Here is a 21,473-nt window from a genome sequence, read left to right as displayed (position 1 = left end):
AAGTATACGGATGTATAAAAAGTGCAGTTGCGCTTGGAACAATTTATACAGTCATTTAATCAGTTTTTGGAGTATACAGTAGACCTCAGGAAATTCTATGATTGGACGTAAGCAAACGACAACAGTTGCAGCAATCAGAGAGAGTATGGAGGGCGCTTTTTATGGAAAATAAGTGGACTTTGGAGAAAGTCGCGTTCAACACAATCGGTTACTTATTGATTACATCTTTTGCGGCATTGTGTATTATCCCGTTTCTATTAATTCTGTCAGGCTCGCTCACGGATGAGAAATCCATTCTGAGAGATGGCTACACCTTGATCCCAAGTACATTCTCGGTTTCTTCTTATGAATTTATATTTAAGCAGCCTGCTCAAATTTTAAAATCTTACGGCATTACTATTATTGTAACGCTGGTAGGTACAATTGTTGGATTATTTCTCACTGCAATGACAGCATATGTGCTGCAACGCAAAGATTTTCGCTTCAGAAATGCATTTGCCTTTTATTTTTTCTTTACGACATTATTCTCAGGCGGGTTGGTACCCTGGTATGTACTCATAGTTACCTATCTGGATCTCAAAAATTCCTTGCTCGCCATCATTATGCCGATGCTGCTTAATGTCTTCTACATCATTATTATGAGAAGTTTTATGAGCTCAACTATTCCAGATGCCATAAGCGAGTCAGCCAAGATTGACGGAGCAGGTGACTTTAGAATCTTTGTATCCATTATCCTGCCTCTATCCAAGCCAGCTCTTGCTACAATTGGCCTGTTCATCGCTTTAAATTATTGGAATGACTGGTACCACGCTCTGCTCTTTATTGAGACTAGAGATTTGTACCCTTTACAATACTTTTTGTATAACATTCTTAACAGTATCAGCTTTGCCAATTCTGCTGCAGCTCAAGCTGGTGTAGCTGTAGTCGCCATGCCTAAGGAGTCATTTAAGCTGGCAATGACAGTAGTGGCGACAGGACCTATTATTCTCTTGTATCCGTTTGTACAGAAATACTTTGTTAAAGGGATTACGGTAGGCGCAGTCAAGGGATAAACACGGCAATTGCCGGTTTATTATAAATTTAATTAGAAATTGGGGAGGATTTACAATGGAAAGAAGAGGTTTAACGTGGTTGATTGCTTTGCTAGCCATCATGATTATTGTGGCAGGATGCGGCAACAACAGCAACAATGGCAACAATGCTCCTAGCAACAGCCCTAGCGCATCACCAGATGCTTCAGGAAATACAACGGATGCAGATGCTCCGGATATTTCCAAAGAAGTTAAGCTGAAAATGTATTTGATTGGCGATCAACCTAAGGATACAGCACTCGTATATGATGAAGTTAACAAGTTGCTTAAGAGAGATATTAACGCAACGGTAGAGCCCGTATTCCTGTCATGGGGCGAATATACGCAGAAGTACCCGCTGCTGTTCGCAACCGCTGAAGATTTTGACCTCGTGTATGCTGCGAATTGGATTAAATACAGCGAGCAAGCCTCTAAAGGCGCTTTCATGGAATTGACAACGGATATGCTTAACAAATATGCTCCAAAAACAATGGCAGAAATGCCTGCTGAAGCTTGGGAGCAAGCTAAGGTTGGAGGCAAAGTGTATATGATGCCTGCCTCCAACAAAGATTTCGGTATGGTTGTAGGTGCTGTGCGCGGCGATCTTCGTGAGAAATATAACCTGCCGCCAATCAAAACCTTTGCAGACTATGAGAATTACCTCGATGCCATTAAGAAGAACGAACCAGAAATGCTTCCTTATGATGCAGGTCCTAACGCTTACGAACTTTTTGATATGAACCTAATCCCTGATCAAAGCTGGAAGGTATTGGTGAGCAGCACAGGTATTGCTTTTGATGTAAAAGATCAATCCGGCAAGCTGTTCAATTATGTTGCAGAGCCCGAGTACTTGGAGTTCGCAAAAAAAATGCAGGATTGGAACAATAAAGGGTATTGGTCGAAGAGCGTTATGACAAATAAAACGACGAATACGGACTCCTTCCTTAGCGGAAAGAGTGCAGCCATGGCTGGCAACTTGACAAGCATGAGCCAAAACGTTGGCTTGGCAAATCAACAGAATCCAGACTGGAAAGTTGAATTGTTCAATCTGTATGATGGAAAGACGACGTTCCCTAACTCCTATAACGGTAACGGAATGGCAATCAACGCAAATTCTAAAAATCCAGAAAGAGCTTTAATGATGCTGGATCTGTTCCGTAACAACGAGGAGTATTTCAACCTTACGACCTACGGAATTGAAGGTACACACTATGAATTGACAGAAGACAACAAAGTAAAAACATTGAATGGAACCGAATCTGGCTTCAAGCCTGACTCTGCTTGTCCGTGGGGCTGGAGAACACCTGCTCTCTATAAAGTAATGGCTGACGCGCCAGCAGAGTACGGGGATATTCTGGGGAGCTTTAACAAAGCATCTGTAACAAATCCGCTGCTTAATTTTGTATTCGATGGAACTAATTTTAAAAATGAGCTGGCGGCTCTGAAAAACGTTTCCGAACAATATCGTAATGCAATAGGCGTTGGCGCAATGGGTGATGCTGAAGAGGCTGTTAAGATTCTCAATCAGAAGTATAAAGAGGCTGGAATCGAAAAAGTAATGGCCGAAGCTCAGAAGCAGGTTGATGAGTTTCTTGCAAGCCAAAAGTAAGGGTTAGTTAGAAGGAAGCTGGTGTCTCGACCGTCATGTGAAATGACGAAGAGACACCTTCTTTTTTAATAAAAATTACAAAAATTGAATGAATAGGCGTATCATTTTGTATCAACTCCATCAAGTTCAAATAATCGAGTGAAGTATAAAATGTTCAGTCCGTTAATGTTCGATTTAGCAATAGTTTTCCCTATAAGTTGAGTTCACGAGAGCCAATTTTCCTACTATGATTGGTTTACGAGATAGAAAAACATATGTAGGAGGTTTATCGATTGAAAAAGCATGGATTCCTTGACGAGATCGCCAAAAATCGTAGTTTGTTCCTAATGATTATGCCAGCTGTGCTGATTTTTTTGGTTTTCAGCTACTTACCGATGGCGGGCATGGTCATTGCCTTTAAATCGTATTCGTATACGGACGGTATATTCGGAAGTCCCTGGGCTGGCTTCTCCAACTTTGAGTTTCTGTTCCAATCAGGCAAAGCATGGCTCATTACGAAGAACACGGTAATCTTCAATTTTATCTTTATGATTGTAAACAATCTCCTGGAAATTATCATTGCGATTATTTTGTCTGAGTTGGCCGGCAAGTATTTTAAAAAGTTTCTGCAATCCGCCATTTTCTTGCCGTACTTTATTTCCTGGGTTGTGGCTGGCGCCATTGTTTATAATCTGTTGAACTATGAATTTGGTGCCGTTAACACGTTCTTGAAATCACTTGGTTTGAACCCCATTGATGTGTATAACAATCCGGACTATTGGGTGTATATCCTTACCTTCTTCAGCGCTTGGAAAATTGTAGGTTATGGTACGGTTATTTACTTGGCTACCATTACGGCGATTGATTCCGAGATGTACGAAGCGGCTAAGATCGATGGGGCTAATCTGATGCAGAGAATTATGCATATTACTGTTCCGTACCTTATCCCGACCATCATTATCCTGATTCTCCTGAAAGTCAGCAGTATTGCAAGGGGGGATTTCGGCATGTTCTATCAGCTTATTGGCAATAACGGAATCCTGTTTGACAAAACGGATGTGATTGACACTTATGCCTTTAGAGCGCTCCTTGAGCTTCAGGAATTTGGAATGTCTTCTGCTGTAGGGGTTTATCAGTCCGTTCTAAACTTTGTCATCATTATTATCGTCAATGAAGCAGTTAAGCGATATAACCGGGACAGTGCTTTGTTTTAGGAGAACAAACGTCAATACAACAAGCAATTCAGGCGTAAGAACTTGCTTGTTGTATTGGATTCATTCATGAATTAAGATTCACCTACAAAAAGTGAAGCTGGAATGTATAAAATATGCAGAAAAAAGTAGCGATTTTGGAGTGTTTTAAAAATTCATTTACTATACGATAAGGGCAAGTTGATTTGATAACGCTTACACCAATATTTGTAAGCGTTTTTAAATAGATTATTTTCATTGAAGGAGTGAGTGCATTTGTTAAGAAGAAATATGAAAAAGGGGATCAGCAAGCTGCTTGTTGCATCATTGTTGATTGGTTCGTATGGCGGGTTAATAACAGGATCGATTCCAGCTGCTGAAGCTGCTGAGACGAAGTATTTGCCCGTAGCGGATGTTATGGTTTCAAGCCAGCCTGCTAAGAAGGATTTAAATCTAAATGTTCAAAACCCAAGCAATTACAATCAGTTGGATATCATGTCTAACGGTCCGGACGATACTCGATATCCTTATTTTAAATTCAATTTGGAAGTTCTTCCTGCTAATTTGGATAACGCCACGATTAAGCTGCGACTTTGGAATGTTTCCTCTGCCAGTACAGTAGCAGCAAATGTGTATGCGGTTCCAGGTGACGGCTGGTCAGAAACTGCGATGACTTGGACGACGAGAGAACCTTTGGGTGATTTAATAACTCCTCTTACTCTTTCTCCATCCGCAGGGGAAATCCTTGAGGTAGATGTTACAGATTATATTAAGCAGGAGAAAGCGAACAACGAACAATTCGCAAGCTTGGCAATTACGAGTCAAGCGGCCAACTGGCGAGCTTTCATTGACCGGGAGAGAACCGGAAATCCGGAAAGACAGCCGTATCTTGTGGTAACAACGGATGAAGTGGCTCCGGTCATTCAATCCTCATCCCTAAACAGCAGCTTTGAAACGGTGAATTTGGTCTTTGATGAACCCATTCAAGATGCTACTAGCGGTGCCTTGAAGAGCCGTATTTCGTTTAGTGCTAATGATGTGGACTTTGCTGAGCTTGGTGAATCGGCAATCGTATCCATAAACGGAAACAGCCTGACGATAACCTTTGCAAGCCCGCTATCTGGTAATAAGAACCGCATCAAGATACTCGGAGGTGCCCTGCAGGATAAGTCTGGTAATGTAATTGCCACGGATACTACCAGTGGTCTGCTGCAAGGTAATGATGCACCGCCTGAATACGAAAACAATCGTGTCATCCTTCCTGCTGCTGACGCTGGAGTAGATAGCGGCGCTGCAAATGTGAATAACAATTATGGATCTGCAACTACAGTGATGCTCAAAGAAGGAGGATACACGTTTAATCGTCGATTCTATGTGAAGTTTGACGTTGCCAATGCAAAGCAGTTCAACAGTGCGAAGGTTCGACTTCATTTTCCCACTGCGTTGACAACGCCTGAGCCGCTTAGCTTATATGCGGTTGCTAATGATAGTTGGACGGAGAGTGGTCTGACTTATACCAATCAGCCATTAGCTGCACCTACACCTGATTTAATCGTTGGTGAGACTCAGGTTGGTGGCACGGATTACTGGTATGAGTGGGATCTGACGGAGTATGTCAACGAACAAGCTACTGGAGACCAAGTAGTATCACTCCTGCTCCTTGGCAGCAATAACAGTGCAAACCGTTTTGTATCAACGAAGGAAAACGGAGTCAACGCTCCACAGCTTGTGCTGAACTATGATGAATCGGCACCTGAGGTGGAAGGGGTTACAGTAACCAATGAGAATAAGTCAGTCACAGTTGCTTTTAATGAAAGAATTGTAAATCATACGGCCGACGAAGCTGCTCTTAAATCCGGCATTCAGCTGGCAAGAGAAAATGAAAATTGGGAGCCGCTTGATGAGCTGGATGAAGTGTCTGTGATGAATGACCATTTGGTCATCCAATTACATGAACGTCTAGCGACAGCAGGCGCAAAGCTGATGTTCAATGCTAATCTACTGGAAGATGAGCTAGGGAATGTACAAGATACAGAATGGACATCTGAGGTGCTGAGCTATGACGTTGCGGCACCGCTGATTAATGATGCTGGTGTGCTTGATGCAACGAACAAAATCTACACGATCAAAGCGAATGAGCCATTACTCCTTGCATTGGATAATGTTGCACAATTGAAAGACGCCGTTATGTACGCTGAGGACGGTGAGAACTTTGAAGCTCTTGATGTATCCGATACCGTAAGCCTATCAGGTGGAGAGCTAGTGGTCTCCATGGCTGATAAATTAGCTTCCGGCAGCAAAGTAAAGCTTGCTGCCAACACGTTAAAGGATGTCGCAGGAAATGTGGTTATCTTAGAATGGATTTCGGGGGAAATTACATCAGACCAAATTGCCCCTGTCATTGAAGGAGCCTATGTCATTAACTTTAACAAAAAAGTAGTATTGGTGTTTAATGAGAACGTTACCGTCAATGAGTTGAATGAGGAAGAGCTGAAAGCAGCTGTCAACCGCTCCAGTGACGGGGGAAGCCAGTATGTGGAGCTGGGAGCTCAAGATCAAGTCAAGCTTAGTACCAATACCTTGACTATTATTCTGGCACAGCCGCTTCAGGGCGGAAGTAATACTTTCCGAATTGACGCTGAGGCGATCAAGGATCTGTCAGGGAATATAGCGGGTGTTCTAGAGAGCGGACAAATTACTAGTGAAAAGACCGCATTTCCTTATGCGCCGCCAAGTGAGTATTATTTGGATCAAGCTATGATTGATTCAGCAGGTGTCGTGTTTGGCAATCTTGCTTCAGCTTCAGGCTCTCAGCCAGAGACAATGGCAGCTGGCGCATTGGCAACTATCGCCATGGCTATTGCATCCGGAGATCGTGATCCGGCGTACATCGAACGTTATGTAAGTACGATCAAGAAAGCCATCACGAACGAAGCGAATATGCCGAATTTGCAAGGGGGACTTGATTCGAGGCAGCAGTCTCCATTAATCTATGCGATTGCGATTCTGTGGAACGATCAGGAGATCATGTCTCAGTTTACAGAAGCTGAAATCTCCAAGCTGATTACTATGCTCAAAGCAGGTTTGATCAGCACCGCATATACCTTAAGCGACTTTGATGAAAATGACAATCGTCGCGGTGCGCAACGCATAGCGGTGAATGGAGACACCAACACATGGAATGGCGGCAACACGAATTATTCTGAACCAAACGTGACGATCTTCATGGCGGCTTCATTTGTACTCGGACTGGAGAATGTTAATTCGATTTTGAAGGAATACGACTTTGAGACCTTTAATGCAGAGCTGAACAGTCAAGGATTGACAGCCATTAGAAAGTCCTTCGAGTCCACGTCGAATTTCGGATCGCTGGCTGCTAAGGCAAATCTGATGGAAAGCATCGTACACAGCAATAAGTGGGCATTTAAGGGAGTAACACTGGACGAATTTATTGCCAACCCGCTCAAGCTTTATCATGAAACACAGCGTTTCATGTGGTCATTGGTTGCAGAGGACGGCTATTATATTGGCCAGCGTGGAATGGCCCAAGAGTTTTTCTCCACGGATCAGGCCGGCAGTCGTCAAAGCATAGGTTATGTCGTGCTTGGCATTGATCCGTCGCTGCTCAATCGGATTCTGCTTCATTATTATGGCGTTTGGAGCTCACCTGAGAATCAGGAAAGAGCAGCCGAAATTGACCGCTGGCATAAGGTTGGCGTCTCAGACTATTATGCGAAAGCGATTAACGGCTATTATACCCAATCGTGGAGCGGTACGTATATGGAGTACATGACCAGCTACAAATACTTTGTCGAAACGATGATCAGCATGGGGTTAATGAATGTAGCGGTGTTTAATGATACCTTTAATTATGATGCGTCGAAATTAATAACCGATCAGTGGGTGCTTGCTAGCGGCAATTGGACCGTAGTGAATGATACTATTCTTCCATTTAATACGAAGGTTCCATTAACTAGCGCAGCAGGGGCAAAGCCATTTGATCCTAACGAGAAGGTATTATCAGAAAGCGGCGTTTCTTCAACACCTGCTGTTGCGTACACGAAGATGAGGTTTAAGGATATCAGCCATATGGTGTGGATTGAGCCTTCGGCCACGGGAGAAGCAGGGTTGATCGGCCGGGCTTCCGATGCAGACAACTACTATCTATTGTCCTATGGTGACGGCAAGCTTGCGATTAAGAAAAATGTGAATGGAACGATGAGCGTGCTTGAGGAAAAGGCTATGACTCTCTCAGCAGATCAAGCATATCGCTTTCAAGCTTCCTTCACAGGCAATGAAATCAAGTTTTATGTGGATGGAGTGCTCGAGCTAAGCACATCAGACGATATGTTTACAGAAGGGAATATTGGTCTATTCAATAGAGGCGGCAGCTCCAAATTTGACGCGGTGCTTATTCAGAATACGATCCCTAATGTGCCGGTGCTGGAGGAGCTCCAGATTGGTAACGGCGAGCTGATTGTCAAGTTCGAAGCGGTAAAGGGAGCTATGCAGTACAACATTAAGTATGGTACTCAGCCTGGTGTCTACACAACGAGTGTAGTGACGAACAAGACTACGACGGCATTAAAGGGTCTGACAAACAATACGGTGTATTACGTGGCAGTGACAGCCGAAACCGCGATTGGAGAAAGTGCAGAATCAAATGAAATGTCTACTGCACCTAGAGAGCCCGATGCAGTGACACCGGATATTGAAGATGTCATAGTTGATGGAAACAAAGTTACCCTTCAATTTACGACGGATCCGAAGAATACGTCCTATGTGATCAAGTATGGAAAATCCAGCGGAGCGTATACCGAAATCATCGAGAACGTCACAGATACAGGTTATCAAGTCACCTTGCCTATGACTGTACAACCTTATTATTTTATTATTGTGCCTAGCAATAGCAATGGTCTCGGTGTGGCATCGGAGGAAGTGAGAGTCGTGCTCAATACCCCATTCCTGTATGTTGAGGACATTACAGCAAGTCTTGTCACTGAACCGTTAACCAATACGATTGACGGAGATTTGAGAGTGGAATCAAGATGGTCTACTGAGAATAGAGCTGGCCAGGAACCGCAATGGATTCAATATGATCTCGGCACTGAGCAAGAAATTAATGCAGTCGCTCTTGCCTATTTCAATGGCCATATTAGAAAATCTTATTTCGAAATTCTGCTTTCCAATGATGGTGTGAACTGGACAAAAGTAATAGCAGATGGGGAAACGAGCGGAACGACACAAGGCTTGGAAGTCCACTCGTTTGATACAACCTCTGCTAGATATGTTCGTATCGTGTGCTTTGGTAACTCTGCTGCAGGCAAAGGCTTGGGATGGAACAGCATCATTGAAACCCAAATATTTGGTGCTGCGCCTTCGAAGCCAACAGGCTTAACCGCTGACAGTATTACTAAGGATGGAGTTCAACTAACCTGGAATGCTTCTGTACATCAAGGCGATGGTGAAATCAGCTACGATGTGTACAGAAATGAAGTGAAAGTCAACGCTGCGGACGTAACGGGCAACGCGTATACAGTCACTGAGCTTGAGCCGAATACAAGCTATAGCTTCTACGTCGTTGCTAAGCTGTCGACAGGCAAGAGCTCTACGCCAAGCAACACCATATCCGTGCAAACACTGGCTGATCCAGATACAAATCCGAGCCCAAGCCCAAGCCCAAGCCCAAGCCCAAGCCCAAGCCCTGGCACTGGTTCAGGAACTGGATCAGATTCAGGGAAGCTGGAGATTGTAACTGAAGTAATCGATAATACGGCGTATGGAATGGTAGAATTATCACGGCTTAACTCTGCTTTTGAACTAACAACAGCAGATGCTAAAGGGACAAAAACGGTAATTCTTGAGCTAGAAGCAGCAAATCCTGTCACTGCATTCAGACAAGAGCTGCCTAATGCTTTCTTTAATGAAGCTAAGCAAGGGAATCAGCCGGCTAAGCAAATTGAAATACGGACGGCTTCCGGTACGATCTTGATTCCAAATGATATGTTCAAATCAAAAGATATCAACAACAATCAAAAGATTGAGATTTTGATTGCAAAGGTTGATCCAGCCAGCTTGTCTAACGAGCTTAAAGGGAAAATTGGTAATCACCCTGTTGTTCAGTTGCAGGTTCTGCTTAATGGCAGCCCGTTTAACTGGAAGAATGGTTCTGCGCCTGTACGCGTGAGTATGGATTACGAGCCAACGGATGCCGAGAAAGAGAAGCTGGAGCATCTCAACATTTGGTATATTGACGGTAATGGTCTTATTGCTCGCATACCAACAGGCAAATATGACGCTTCTCAAGGAAAAGTCGTGTTCAGCACCAATCATTTCAGTCAGTATGCTGTTGTCTTTGAAATCAAGACGTTTAACGACATCACAAATCTGAATTGGGCTAAACACCAAATCGAAGTACTGGCATCCAAAGGAATTATTAACGGCGTTTCCGCTACCTCCTTTATGCCTTCGCAGCAGGTCACTCGCGCTGATTTCTTGAAGCTGCTGGTCGGAGCACTTGGCTTGCAAGCGGATGTAGTTAGTCAATTTGATGATGTTTCCGAATCAGACTACTATTATGAAGCTGTTGGTATCGCCAAGCAATTGGGAATCAGCACAGGTGTCGGGAACAATCTGTTAGATCCAAAAGCTTCGATCACACGCCAAGATATGATGGTCATGGTAGAGAGAGCTATGCAAATCGCAGGCAAGGAGCTTGAAGCTGCTGAGGAGGAGGAATTGGAAGTGTTTAAGGACCAGGCCCGCGTGCAAGCTTACGCAAAAGCAAGTATTGCTGCTCTTGTGAAAAGCGGCTTGGTGGAAGGCGATCAGTATAAGTTGAATCCAAACGGCTATGCTACTCGCGCTGAAGCTGCAGTTATGCTGTTCAGAGTGTTTAACCACTAGTATTCTTTTTGTTAATATCCTTCAATCCCCTCATTCCTTGAGGGGATTGAAGATACCTTTAAGGAGGTGATCCGTCATTCATAATCTTTACACATAATCATTTCAAACCTGATGACCGTATTGAAAAAAAATGAAGAGGTGATCGTAATGAGAAAAGACAAGAAAAAAAATAGTCTTAAAACCAAATTAGTCGCAGTGATTAGCAGTGTTACCGTAGCTGCTGCAATTGGCTTTCCTGCAACAGTAGCACCAATAACCACCTATGCATTGCCTTTAAACGTACCCGCTCCAGAAGGGCCCATCATGACAAGAGCTTTCTACAGTATTAATTACAGCATTCCTAATTTCTTTGCAAATACAAATGGCGGATCAGAGCCAGAGCTTCAGAGAGCGCAATCCTTGTTTACCATTGCCAGGGCGTATGCAGCAAACGGGATTACAGACACTCGGCATACCGACAAGATGGTGGAATGGATCAAGTTAACACTCAACAACACCAATCATATGCCTGATATGCATGGCGGCATTGATATGCGCCAGCAGCAATTTTATTTGTTGACATTAAACATGATTTGGCACACACCTGGCTTGAAATCCAGATTTACAGCGTCGGAACAAAATGCCATGCTGACGATGGCTAAGGCAGCAGTAGCAGCAACAGCCTATGTGAGCGCTGATTATAACTCCGCAGGTCAGCTTAGAGCAGCGAATACACGTACGACGTTGGATTTGGATTCCAATAGCTGGCCGCAAGGCAACCCCAATTGGACAGAGGCAGTGCTAGGTTCTTTTATGGCGGGTGCCTATATGATGGGGATTGAAAATGTAAGCGGTTTCCTTACAAATTACAGCCATGCCAGCTTCAAAACAGAGCTGTCAAATCGTGGTCTCAGCAATGTATATAACACCTTCAACATGACAGCTAACGCAACAATTGAATCGTATGTTAAGAACATTGTGAATAATGATAGCGCTAACAAACCGTTTTTCCGCGGCATGAAGCTTAGCTCGTTTGTCTCAGATCCATTTGATTTTTATTATGAAGCAGTGGGTAAGCATACCTTCAATAAAATAGCGACCGAAGGTGACTACATTGGACAGCTCGGCATGGCACAAGAGTTTGACAGTGTTGATGCTTATGGATTACGTGATTCACTCGGTTACGCTGAGCATGGAGCCAATCACATGCTGGGCAATGTGTATCTCATTGATTTTATGGGCAATTGGTCCAGCAGCTCTCAGACCGCCAAGAAAGCGGATCTGGAGAAGCGGATGAAGGTGGGCTTCAGCGATCTTCTTGGCAAGCTGTACAATGGCTACTGGACTTATGCAAACGGCAGTGCATCCTATAATATTTATGAACCTGATGGTTATTTCGACTACGGGCTGAGTCTTGCCCAGGGATATGAATTATCCCAAAAGGTACTGTATCATTACAATTTTGAAGGCGGCAACTACAACGGCTGGACGAGAATAAATACATCAGCACCATGGGCAGGAGTCACGACCGAACCAACTTGGAATGGAAGCACCACGCAGCCGGATGCTGTTTTACAGATCCAGTCGAGTACGGATTCAAGCGGTTATGTAGGAACCTACAGCAGCAATGACTATATCGTATATTCACCTATGAAGGTGGAAGCCTGGGGCACAAGCGGCAACAGACAAATAGGGATTATCGGTAAATACCAAAACAATAGCAACTACTATTTGATGCGTTACAATCAGAACACGAGCAAGCTGCAGATCGTTAAGATCAAGAACGGTGTCGAGCAGGTGTTGAATGAAGCAAGCTTTAATTGGGTGCTGGGAACGATCTATCAAATCAAGGGTGTGTTCGGCAGCAATGGCACACTGGAGTTATATGTTTGGGGAGGCTCTGTACCAAAGGTGTCCGCTGTGGATACCGAATTTGTTAGCGGTGGCATGGGTTATTACAGCAGCCGGGCGCATTCGAAGTTTGATGATCTATTAGTTACAGAGCGTTAATTAGCTCAATTTTATGATTGAGGGATCCTACTATTAGTAATAAACCTGCAGAAGTTTTCAAAAAAACTCTGCAGGTTTATTTATGCTATCCAAACAAATAGGACCAATGGTTGGCTTTTGAACGACGCTAAGAAATCGTGTCGGATTGTAGATATTCTAAATTCTGAGTTTGTGAATTTTCAGATGTACGGACCCTATTGCGCAATAAGAGCGTGACGCTCCCCATACATTCGCAGGAGCGGAATTGTTACCTGCCGCGGTCTCCGCGCTTAGGGCCAGACCCTGGACCGCCGCTGCGGCGGCTGCCGTTAGAAGGAGCATCGCTGTTCCGACGGGAGCCGGATCCGCCGCTGCTGCTGCGGCCTCCACGACCGCCGGAGGAAGAGCTCTCTGAGCGCTTCTCTCTGGACCAAGGGTTCGGAACCGCATCCCGAGGTGCGAAGCCTGCCGTTGGGATCGCCTCGCGAGCACTTGCTCCGTCTGCTGACCGGCCTGCTGCACCTTGGCGAGCAGCTCGTGCACCTCCGCCAGCATCAGCATGGCGGCCGCGCTCACCGGCTTGGCCTCTGCTGCGGCCTGCTGCTGCGCCTCGAGCTGGCTTCCCGCCTTGTCCGCGACCCTCTAACGATCTTCCACGAGCGGCGCCGTCAGCTGCTTGTCCCCAAGCTGGTGCGGTCTCAGCCGCGCCAGCGGAGCGACCGCTGCGACCGCCAGTGGATCTGCCGCGAGCGGCGCCGTCAGCTGCTTGTCCCCAAGCTGGTGCGGTCTCAGCACCACCAGCGGAGCGACCGCCGCGACCTGCAGAGGTTCTGCCGCCGCTGCGGCCGCCTCTGTCGCTTGACCGACCGCGACCAGCCGACTTGCCAGCTGGAACGGAGCCGCGCCAGCCTTGGCGGTCCGGCGTACCATCCAGCTCTCCGCGAGCGCCCTTGCCCTTCGCTCTGCTCTTACTCTCAGCAGGACGCTGCAGCACGCGGTTCGTCTCGAGATCGCGCCGCTCCAGATTCGCGTTAATTGCCCGCTCGATATGAGCAATAGCTCCACGGTCGTGAGAGGTCATTAGCGTAATCGCAATGCCTTGCTCACCTGCCCGGCCTGTCCGGCCGATTCGGTGAATGTAGAGCTCGCCGTCCTGCGGTACATCGAAGTTGAATACATGAGTGACGCCTTCCACATCAAGTCCGCGTGCTGCGACATCGGTCGCAACGAGCACCTGCAGCCTCGCATCGCGGAACCGCTTCATGACCTGCTCCCGCTTCGCCTGGGTTAGGTCGCCATGCAGCTCGTCCGATGCGATGCCCGCATCCTGCAGCACTTCATTCAGCTTCTTCGCACGAGCCTTCGTTCGGCAGAAGATGACAGCCAGATAAGGCTGATGGATGCCGATCAGCTTGACCATCGCTTCTTCCTTGCCACGATCGGACGTCTCTACGACGTATTGCTTAATGCTGTCGAGCGTAATGTTCGAGCTCTTGATTCGAATGTCTTCCGGTGTCTTCATGTAGGCTGAAGCCAGTTGCTTCACCTGCTCAGGCATCGTTGCGGAGAACAGCATCGTCTGTCTGGCGCGCGGAGTCTGCTCAATAATGCTCTGCACTTCCGTCAGGAAGCCCATGTGCAGCATCTGGTCGGCTTCATCGAGCACGAGCATGGACAGCTTGCCAAGCGATACCGTCTCTCTGCGCATATGGTCCAGCAGCCTTCCCGGCGTAGCTACGACTATATGAGGGGAATTTTTGAGCTTCCGAATCTGTGCATCCACATCTTGGCCGCCATAGGCCGCCAGTATCGTTGCTCCAAGGGCAGGAGCCAGCTTTTTGAGTTCACTCGTTATTTGAATAGCAAGCTCCCTTGTAGGGGTTAAGATCAGAGCTTGCACCTGTTCTTTTTCCACATTAATCCGTTGTAAAATAGGAAGAGCAAACGCAATCGTCTTTCCTGTGCCCGTCTGAGCCTGGGCAATGACGTCCTTCCCGCTGAGCAGGAGCGGAATGGCTGCCTTCTGAACCGGTGTAGGCTCCGTAATTCCGTCGTTCTGAAGAAGCTGTGTCAGCTCTGGAATAATGCCCATCTGACCAAATACGGTTGACATTGTTATTATTTCCTCATTTCGTTATACATCGTCTGATGTTCAGTATAACAGTTGTCCCTTAGAAGTGCATCCATGCATTCGATATGTTATGCTGAGACACTGAACGTCATTAGAATTCTAGAGATCCAGTATTAATGAAATAGATCCTATTCAGAAGGCAGGTATTCATCATGAGCGGAACGATCCGATCCTCCATTCGAGCTGGGCTCGAGGTCCATATTGTGCTTAAGCAAGACCAGCGAACAGGCAAGCTTACAAGAGGTATTGTCAAGGACATCCTGACGAATTCCCCGAACCACCCGCATGGCATTAAGGTAAGATTAACAGATGGCCAAGTCGGCCGGGTGAAGGATATCATACCCTCATAAGGAGCGGCGGTCAGTCATGGCATTCGGTATTACAAGAGCTGAGATGAAGCAGTGGAAGGAGAGAGCAGGCAGCGGACAGATCGCCTTCTTGACGCATTACTGGCTGGATCCCCGTTATCCAGGCATGAAGACGGTAACGAAGGTTGGCTGCTCTGATCTGGACAAGCTCTCCGAGTGGTGCAAGGAGCAGGGCCTTCCTCCTAAGTATATCCATAGGCGCTCCGAATACCCGCACTTCGACCTCATGGGTCCGAAGCAGAAGGAAGTGCTTACCCGGCTCCAGCTATGGGATCACATTAACCGGTTCTCCCTGTGAAGTCCGGGTAGATATAATTATTCTATAACTCGTATTAGGGAGGGATACAGATGCGGACGTTCGCATCAAGCCTATGAAGACAGAGAGATCTCATTCAACGCTTCATCCGTGGCTGTCCTTCTTCCTCCGATCATTCACTGCAGCCGTCACCGCAGCCTACGGACTGCTCGTCGGTTATTGGATGTTCGTAGGCTTCGGGAGATCGGGACAGTCTCATGACGGTACGCTGAGATACAATCTGAAGCCTCTTGCGACGATTAAGAGATACTTCATCCACCACGACCACTTCAATATGGAATTACTCTTGATTAACATAGGCGGCAACATAGCGGTGTTCATCCCCTTCGGCTTCGCCATCCCAATCATCTTCAAGTGGGGCTACTGGCGGACGATCCTGTTCTTCATCATTGGGATTACCTTGGTCGAGCTGCTCCAGATGGGATCGGGTCGGGGAAGCTTCGATATAGACGATGTCATTCTGAATACGGTAGGTGCAAGCATCGGCTGCTGGGTGTACCGCACCGTGAAGGGGATGTTCGCTTAGAACAACAACCCCATCCATTCCTCCTTCGTCACAGGGCCGAAGTAATAGGTAAGATCAATGGAATCGAGCAGATCGCTGACTTCACTTGTGTCATAGCGGACTCCGCTTAGCCTTGCCGCGAATTCATTCGCATCTCCCACGCCGAAGAAGTCCCCGTACACATAAGCGGCCGTAATTCGACCTTCTTCCACTTGCAGCCGAACGTCGAAGGTTCCGGCAGGCAGCCTCTTGTTCTGCCGCAGGTTGAAGGAAGGCGAGCGGCCGTAGTTCCAGTCCCAGCTGCGATACCGCTCGTTAGCCAGCGCCTCAACGGCGAGCCAGTCCTCAGATGTAAGGGTATAGTGTGGAACATCCTTACCTTCGTATATGGATTGCAGCAGCACTTCCTTGAACTGCTCAATCGTTATAGGCTCCTCTAGCAGCTCTGTAATATTGACGACCCGGCTCCGAATGGACTTCGTTGACCTGGACTTATACTTCTCAGGGTTTGCCTTCAGAGCGGAGACGACGTTGTCGATCTCGGAGCTGAACAGCAGGGTGCCGTGGCTGAACATACGGCCCTTCGTCGCGAACTGGGCGTTGCCTGAGATTTTGCGCTCGCCGACCTGAATATCATTCCTCCCTGTCAGCTCCGCTTCAATGCCAAGCTTCCGGAGCGCCTTAATGACCGGCTCGGTGAACTTGCGGAAGTTATGGAAGGACTGGCCATCATCCTTCGTAATGAAGCTGAAGTTAAGATTACCCAGATCATGATACACAGCTCCGCCGCCGGACAGCCGTCTAACGACGTGAATGTGGGCATCCTCTACATATTCCGAATTGATCTCTTCAACTGTATTCTGATTTCTGCCAATAATAATAGAAGGTTCATTGATATAGAAGAGCAGATAGGATTCCTCTCCAGGCAGTGACTTCAATATGTACTCCTCGAGCGCTAGATTGAGCGCAGGATCGGTATGATTCTCATTACTAACGAACAGCATGACTTCTTCCTCCTCTGGTTGCATCCATCTTGATTGACTTATAGTATACCCCTTGCGGCTAATTTTTTTAATGGGAATGGGAACTTATGGGGTTAATCAGCGTCTAATTCATGGAGGTGACACCATTGACGCTGCACTACCTACAGCATCTAGCTCACAGTACAGACAGAGAGCGTATTCTTCAGGAGCTGATGGAGCAGTACGGACAAGACGTCTGGAACTTCGCTTACTTCATAACCAAGAGCAGGGAAGCGGCTGATGATGTGTCTCAGGAGACGTTCATAGCAGTATTCAACCACATGTTCTCCTTCCGAGGGGATTGCAGCATGAAGAGCTGGCTGCTGACGATCACACGGAATAAGGCGTTAAGCTATATGAGGAGTTCTTATATACGCAAGGTTACGCTTATGTCATTCATCTCAGCCACAGGCTCGGTACCATCTGCAGAGAGCGAGCTGCTGGACCAGCTGAGATCGAAGCGAATATGGACCATCGTGCTCGAATTGCCTCGTGCTTACCGCGAAGTCATCTTGCTTGAGTACCATTATGGCATGTCCATGCAGGAGATGGCTCAATTGCTTCATCTATCTGAGGGTACTGTGAAGTCAAGGCTGCACCGTGCTCGGCGCAGGATATCCTCCATACTGGAAGGAGAAGACAGCTATGAGGCATGAGCATCCCCCTTGGGCCAAGGAATTGCAAGATACGCCATTCGCCAAGCATCCCTTCACTCGTGCTATATCAGATCAAGTAGTCCATCGTACTAGGCAATCAACCCCTCGTCGAATGAAAAGAAGAAGGCTATCATTCGTTACTATCTCCGCTGTAGTTGTATCCATTGTCCTTGTGCTTACATGGAATCTAGAGAATACGATAAGCCCTCAGGAAGAGGTTAGAAGTACTTATAGCGAGCATAACGTGCCATTATTCCAGATGTTCCCTGATCCTAACCTTGCAGCTGGGAGCGAGTCGGGGTATATGGTCTCGTTCAAGGAGCCCTTCGAGAAGTACAAGGACAAGACATTATCAATCATAGCCACTCACTTAGAGAGCGGGCTGCAAGTTCAAGCGGCAGATGAGAGCCGGATCTCGGAGCCTAGCAGCGGGTATGACACGCTAGGGAGATATACCTTCTCATGCGGTCTGCCTATTAGCGGGCTGTGGAGGTATGAGTTCAAGCTTGATGGAGAGTTCTACGGGGATGTCATTATTCAGGTTGGGGAGCCTTCATGGGGAGAGAGCCCCTCGTTCCAATTAGGCAATGGTACTAAGTATACGCTAAGAGGCAAGGAGGGAAGGGCAGCTATTCTAGACATACCATTCCTTGCTAATCGCTCTAATAAATATATGTGGTACCTGTGGGGAGAAGAAGACCGGTTGGATGGACAATTGGTTATTAAGGCAGTGAAGGAAGGAAGCTATGACATGATGGATGTCTTCTCTGCTTCATCAACAGGCGCGGCGAGCTATGGAGCAGATCGGATGTTCCCTTCTTCCATACTCCTGCCTGAGAGCGGGATGTGGCGGTTACTGATCTACGTAGACGGGAAGCTGTTCGACAGCATCGTCGTACGCGTGTCGTCTTGACAGGGATGAGGTCCTTCTTTATAATCAGAACTAACCATTTTGATGGATATTTTGGCGTTGATAAGGAGCAGTAGCTTTGTTCGTATGGCTTAGAGAGCCGGCGGTTGGTGGAAGCCGGACCTGCGAAGAAGTGAATCTCGCCTTGGAGCTGTGTGATCAGCTTGCCGCATCGGCAAGGGAAGCGCACCGACTCGCCCGCGTTAAGGGCATGGAGTGAGCGTTATAGGCAGAGTATGCCATACGCTAACTAGGGTGGTACCACGGGAGCAGCAGCTTCTCGTCCCTAGCGATTAGTCGCTAGTGATGAGAGGCTTTTTTTATGTGCAGCCATATCGTAAGTTATCGCAGAGAGGAAGTAGTATTCATGAGCCAAGAGCAGCAGAATCAAGGCTATAACCCACTAGTCGTAGAGCCGAAGTGGCAGAAGTACTGGGATGAGTTCAAGACCTTCCGTACAACCGAGGATCCGGGCAAGCCGAAGTTCTACGCCCTTGATATGTTCCCTTATCCATCTGGAGCCGGGCTTCATGTCGGCCATCCGGAAGGATATACCGCAACCGATATCGTATCCCGCTACAAGCGGATGAGAGGCTATAACGTGCTTCATCCGATGGGCTGGGATGCGTTCGGCCTGCCGGCAGAGCAGCACGCGCTCGATACCGGTCAGCATCCGCGTGATATTACGTTCAAGAATATTGACAACTTCCGCCGTCAGATTAAGTCGCTTGGCTTCTCTTACGACTGGGACCGTGAATTCAGTACGACGGATCCGGATTATTACAAGTGGACGCAGTGGATATTCATCCAGCTCTACAACAAGGGGCTGGCTTATGTCGCTGAGGTACCGGTGAACTGGTGTCCGGCACTAGGTACTGTACTTGCTAATGAAGAAGTCATCGATGGCAAGAGCGAGCGCGGAGGACATCCGGTCGTCCGCAAGCCGATGCGTCAGTGGATACTGAGAATAACAGAGTATGCCGAGCGTCTGCTTGAGGATCTTGAGGAGCTGGACTGGTCGGAGAGCATTAAGGATATGCAGCGCAATTGGATTGGCAAGTCCAAGGGAGCGGAAGTCACCTTCGCCATCGAGGGACAGGATGCGAACCTGGTTGTGTTCACCACTCGTCCAGATACGCTCTTCGGAGCAACCTACTGCGTACTCGCACCGGAGCATGAGCTGGTTGCGCAGATTACATCACCAGAGCAGCAGGCTGAGATCAGCGCCTACCAAGAGAAGGCAGCGCGGAAGAGCGATCTGGAGCGCACCGATCTGGCGAAGGAGAAGTCCGGTGTATTCACTGGCGCTTATGCGATTAACCCGGTCAATGGAGTGAAGGTGCCGATCTGGATTGCCGACTATGTCCTTGCGGGGTATGGTACAGGTGCAATCATGGCGGTTCCTGGCCATGACCAGCGGGACTGGGAATTCGCGAAGCAATTCTCTCTCGACATCATTGAGGTTGTTGGCGGCGGCGAGGTGAGCAAGGAAGCTTATGCTGGAGACGGCCCTCACGTGAACTCGGACTTCCTGAACGGCCTTCACAATGAAGAGGCTATCGCTCGGATGATTGAATTCCTGGAGTCGAAGGGAGCCGGCCAAGGCAAGGTTACTTACCGTCTGCGTGATTGGCTGTTCAGCCGCCAGCGTTACTGGGGGGAGCCGATTCCAATTCTTCACCTGGAGGATGGCACGATGAAGACGGTACCGGTAGACCAATTGCCGCTCGTGCTGCCTGATGTGGATGCAATCAAGCCTTCGGGCACTGGGGAATCACCGCTTGCGAATGTAACAGATTGGGTGAATACGGTAGATCCAGAGACGGGGATGAAGGCACGCCGCGAGACGAATACGATGCCGCAATGGGCGGGCAGCTGCTGGTACTACCTGCGCTTCATCGATCCGAAGAATGACAAGGAGATCTGCTCGCCGGAGAAGCAGAAGGAATGGCTGCCGGTTGACCTCTATATCGGGGGAGCTGAGCACGCGGTTCTTCACTTGCTCTATGCACGCTTCTGGCACAAGGTGCTCTATGATCTTGGTGTCGTGGCGACGAAGGAGCCGTTCCACAAGCTGGTGAACCAAGGCATGATTCTCGGGACGAACAATGAGAAGATGTCGAAGTCACGCGGCAATGTCATTAATCCGGATGATATCGTAGGGGAATACGGAGCAGATACGCTGCGGATGTACGAGATGTTCATGGGCCCGCTCGAGGCGACGAAGCCGTGGAACACGAACGGGGTAGAAGGCATGTACCGGTTCTTAAGCCGGGTATGGCGTCTATTCGTCGCAGAGGACGGCTCGCTGAGCAGCAAGCTCTCGGAAGAGGAAGCAGGCACGGCGTTCAAGCAGGTCTGGCATCGGACGATTAAGAAGATTACGGATGACTACGAGAATCTGCGCTTCAACACCGCTATCTCGCAGCTGATGATCTTCGTGAATGAGGCGTACAAGGCGGAGAGCCTGCCGCGTGAAGCGATGAATCACTTCGTGCAGATGCTGTCGCCGCTGGCTCCTCATATGGCCGAAGAGCTGTGGGAGAAGCTTGGACATAATGAATCCATCTCTTATGCGCCTTGGCCGTCGTATGAGGAAGCTTGGACGATTGACCAGGAAGTAGAGATCGTTATTCAGGTCAATGGCAAGATTATTGAGCGCATCTCCATTGCCGCGGATACCGAGCAAGCGGAAATGGAGAGAATCGCCAAGGAGCTCGACAAGGTCAAGGAACTAATTGAAGGCAAGACGATTAGGAAGCTGATTGCCGTGAAGGGCAAGCTGGTCAATATCGTAGCTAATTAATAGGATAGGTTGAGCAGGAAGAGGTGGGCAGCCCTTA

At 47.7% G+C, this 21,473-nt stretch carries 14 protein-coding genes and 1 other annotated feature; of the genes, 11 read left to right on the top strand and 3 right to left on the bottom strand.

Annotation, left to right across the window (positions count from 1 at the left end):
- The first annotated feature begins 161 nt into the window (after positions 1–161).
- Entirely contained in the window at positions 162–1,052 is an 891-nt protein-coding gene (locus ACFO9Q_RS17420) for a carbohydrate ABC transporter permease (protein WP_379184368.1), read from the top strand.
- 91 nt (positions 1,053–1,143) lie between these two features.
- Here the strand turns inward: ACFO9Q_RS17420 and ACFO9Q_RS17415 are convergent, their stop codons facing one another.
- Positions 1,144–1,191: a hypothetical protein gene (locus ACFO9Q_RS17415; protein ID WP_379184603.1), complete on the bottom strand. Its 48-nt coding sequence runs from the start codon at positions 1,189–1,191 to the stop codon at positions 1,144–1,146.
- A gap of 102 nt (positions 1,192–1,293) precedes the next feature.
- Between ACFO9Q_RS17415 and ACFO9Q_RS17410 the strand changes: the two genes are divergently transcribed.
- The 4 genes from ACFO9Q_RS17410 to ACFO9Q_RS17395 all read left to right on the top strand — a co-directional run bounded on the left by ACFO9Q_RS17410 (position 1,294) and on the right by ACFO9Q_RS17395 (position 12,743).
- Positions 1,294–2,679, top strand: coding sequence for an extracellular solute-binding protein (locus tag ACFO9Q_RS17410; RefSeq protein WP_379184601.1), 1,386 nt, complete (start codon positions 1,294–1,296; stop codon positions 2,677–2,679).
- A 272-nt stretch (positions 2,680–2,951) separates the two neighbouring features.
- A complete protein-coding gene (locus tag ACFO9Q_RS17405; RefSeq protein WP_379184365.1) occupies positions 2,952–3,872 on the top strand; it encodes an ABC transporter permease subunit in 921 nt (306 codons plus the stop codon).
- 252 nt (positions 3,873–4,124) lie between these two features.
- Positions 4,125–10,754, top strand: a complete 6,630-nt coding sequence (locus tag ACFO9Q_RS17400) for a DUF7594 domain-containing protein (protein WP_379184363.1) — start codon at positions 4,125–4,127, stop codon at positions 10,752–10,754.
- A gap of 147 nt (positions 10,755–10,901) precedes the next feature.
- A complete protein-coding gene (locus ACFO9Q_RS17395) occupies positions 10,902–12,743 on the top strand; it encodes a hypothetical protein (RefSeq protein ID WP_379184361.1) in 1,842 nt (613 codons plus the stop codon).
- A gap of 247 nt (positions 12,744–12,990) precedes the next feature.
- Here the strand turns inward: ACFO9Q_RS17395 and ACFO9Q_RS17390 are convergent, their stop codons facing one another.
- Complete coding sequence (locus tag ACFO9Q_RS17390; RefSeq protein WP_379184359.1) at positions 12,991–14,835, bottom strand: DEAD/DEAH box helicase; 1,845 nt, start codon at positions 14,833–14,835, stop codon at positions 12,991–12,993.
- Between the two features lie 170 nt (positions 14,836–15,005).
- Between ACFO9Q_RS17390 and ACFO9Q_RS17385 the strand changes: the two genes are divergently transcribed.
- The 3 genes from ACFO9Q_RS17385 (at position 15,006) to ACFO9Q_RS17375 (ending at position 16,063) form a co-directional block, all read left to right on the top strand.
- Positions 15,006–15,203 (top strand): YwbE family protein, encoded by a 198-nt coding sequence (locus tag ACFO9Q_RS17385; protein WP_379184357.1) that lies wholly within the window; start codon positions 15,006–15,008, stop codon positions 15,201–15,203.
- A gap of 16 nt (positions 15,204–15,219) precedes the next feature.
- Positions 15,220–15,519, top strand: a complete 300-nt coding sequence (locus tag ACFO9Q_RS17380; RefSeq protein WP_379184355.1) for a hypothetical protein — start codon at positions 15,220–15,222, stop codon at positions 15,517–15,519.
- Between the two features lie 73 nt (positions 15,520–15,592).
- Positions 15,593–16,063, top strand: a complete 471-nt coding sequence (locus ACFO9Q_RS17375) for a VanZ family protein (protein WP_379184353.1) — start codon at positions 15,593–15,595, stop codon at positions 16,061–16,063.
- On the opposite strand, the gene ACFO9Q_RS17370 is transcribed toward ACFO9Q_RS17375, so the two are convergent.
- Positions 16,060–17,046, bottom strand: coding sequence for a lipoate--protein ligase (locus tag ACFO9Q_RS17370; RefSeq protein WP_379184350.1), 987 nt, complete (start codon positions 17,044–17,046; stop codon positions 16,060–16,062). The genes ACFO9Q_RS17375 and ACFO9Q_RS17370 overlap by 4 nt on opposite strands.
- A gap of 125 nt (positions 17,047–17,171) precedes the next feature.
- On the opposite strand from ACFO9Q_RS17370, the gene ACFO9Q_RS17365 reads away from it, so the two are divergent.
- From ACFO9Q_RS17365 to leuS, 3 genes are all read left to right on the top strand, one after another.
- Positions 17,172–17,720: an RNA polymerase sigma factor gene (locus ACFO9Q_RS17365; RefSeq protein WP_379184348.1), complete on the top strand. Its 549-nt coding sequence runs from the start codon at positions 17,172–17,174 to the stop codon at positions 17,718–17,720.
- On the top strand, positions 17,710–18,633 hold the full coding sequence (locus tag ACFO9Q_RS17360; protein WP_379184346.1) for a DUF4871 domain-containing protein: 924 nt from the start codon (positions 17,710–17,712) through the stop codon (positions 18,631–18,633). Before ACFO9Q_RS17365 ends, ACFO9Q_RS17360 begins: the two co-directional genes overlap by 11 nt.
- A gap of 48 nt (positions 18,634–18,681) precedes the next feature.
- Positions 18,682–18,921 (top strand) — a binding site (T-box leader).
- Between the two features lie 76 nt (positions 18,922–18,997).
- On the top strand, positions 18,998–21,436 hold the full coding sequence (gene leuS / locus ACFO9Q_RS17355) for a leucine--tRNA ligase (protein ID WP_379184344.1): 2,439 nt from the start codon (positions 18,998–19,000) through the stop codon (positions 21,434–21,436).
- The last annotated feature ends 37 nt before the right edge of the window (positions 21,437–21,473 follow it).

This window comes from Paenibacillus sp. GCM10023252 (genome assembly GCF_042653305.1).
Lineage (GTDB): Bacteria > Bacillota > Bacilli > Paenibacillales > Paenibacillaceae > Pristimantibacillus.
Note: the sequence above shows the minus strand (reverse complement) of the source record. Positions and strands in the feature narration are given on the sequence as shown.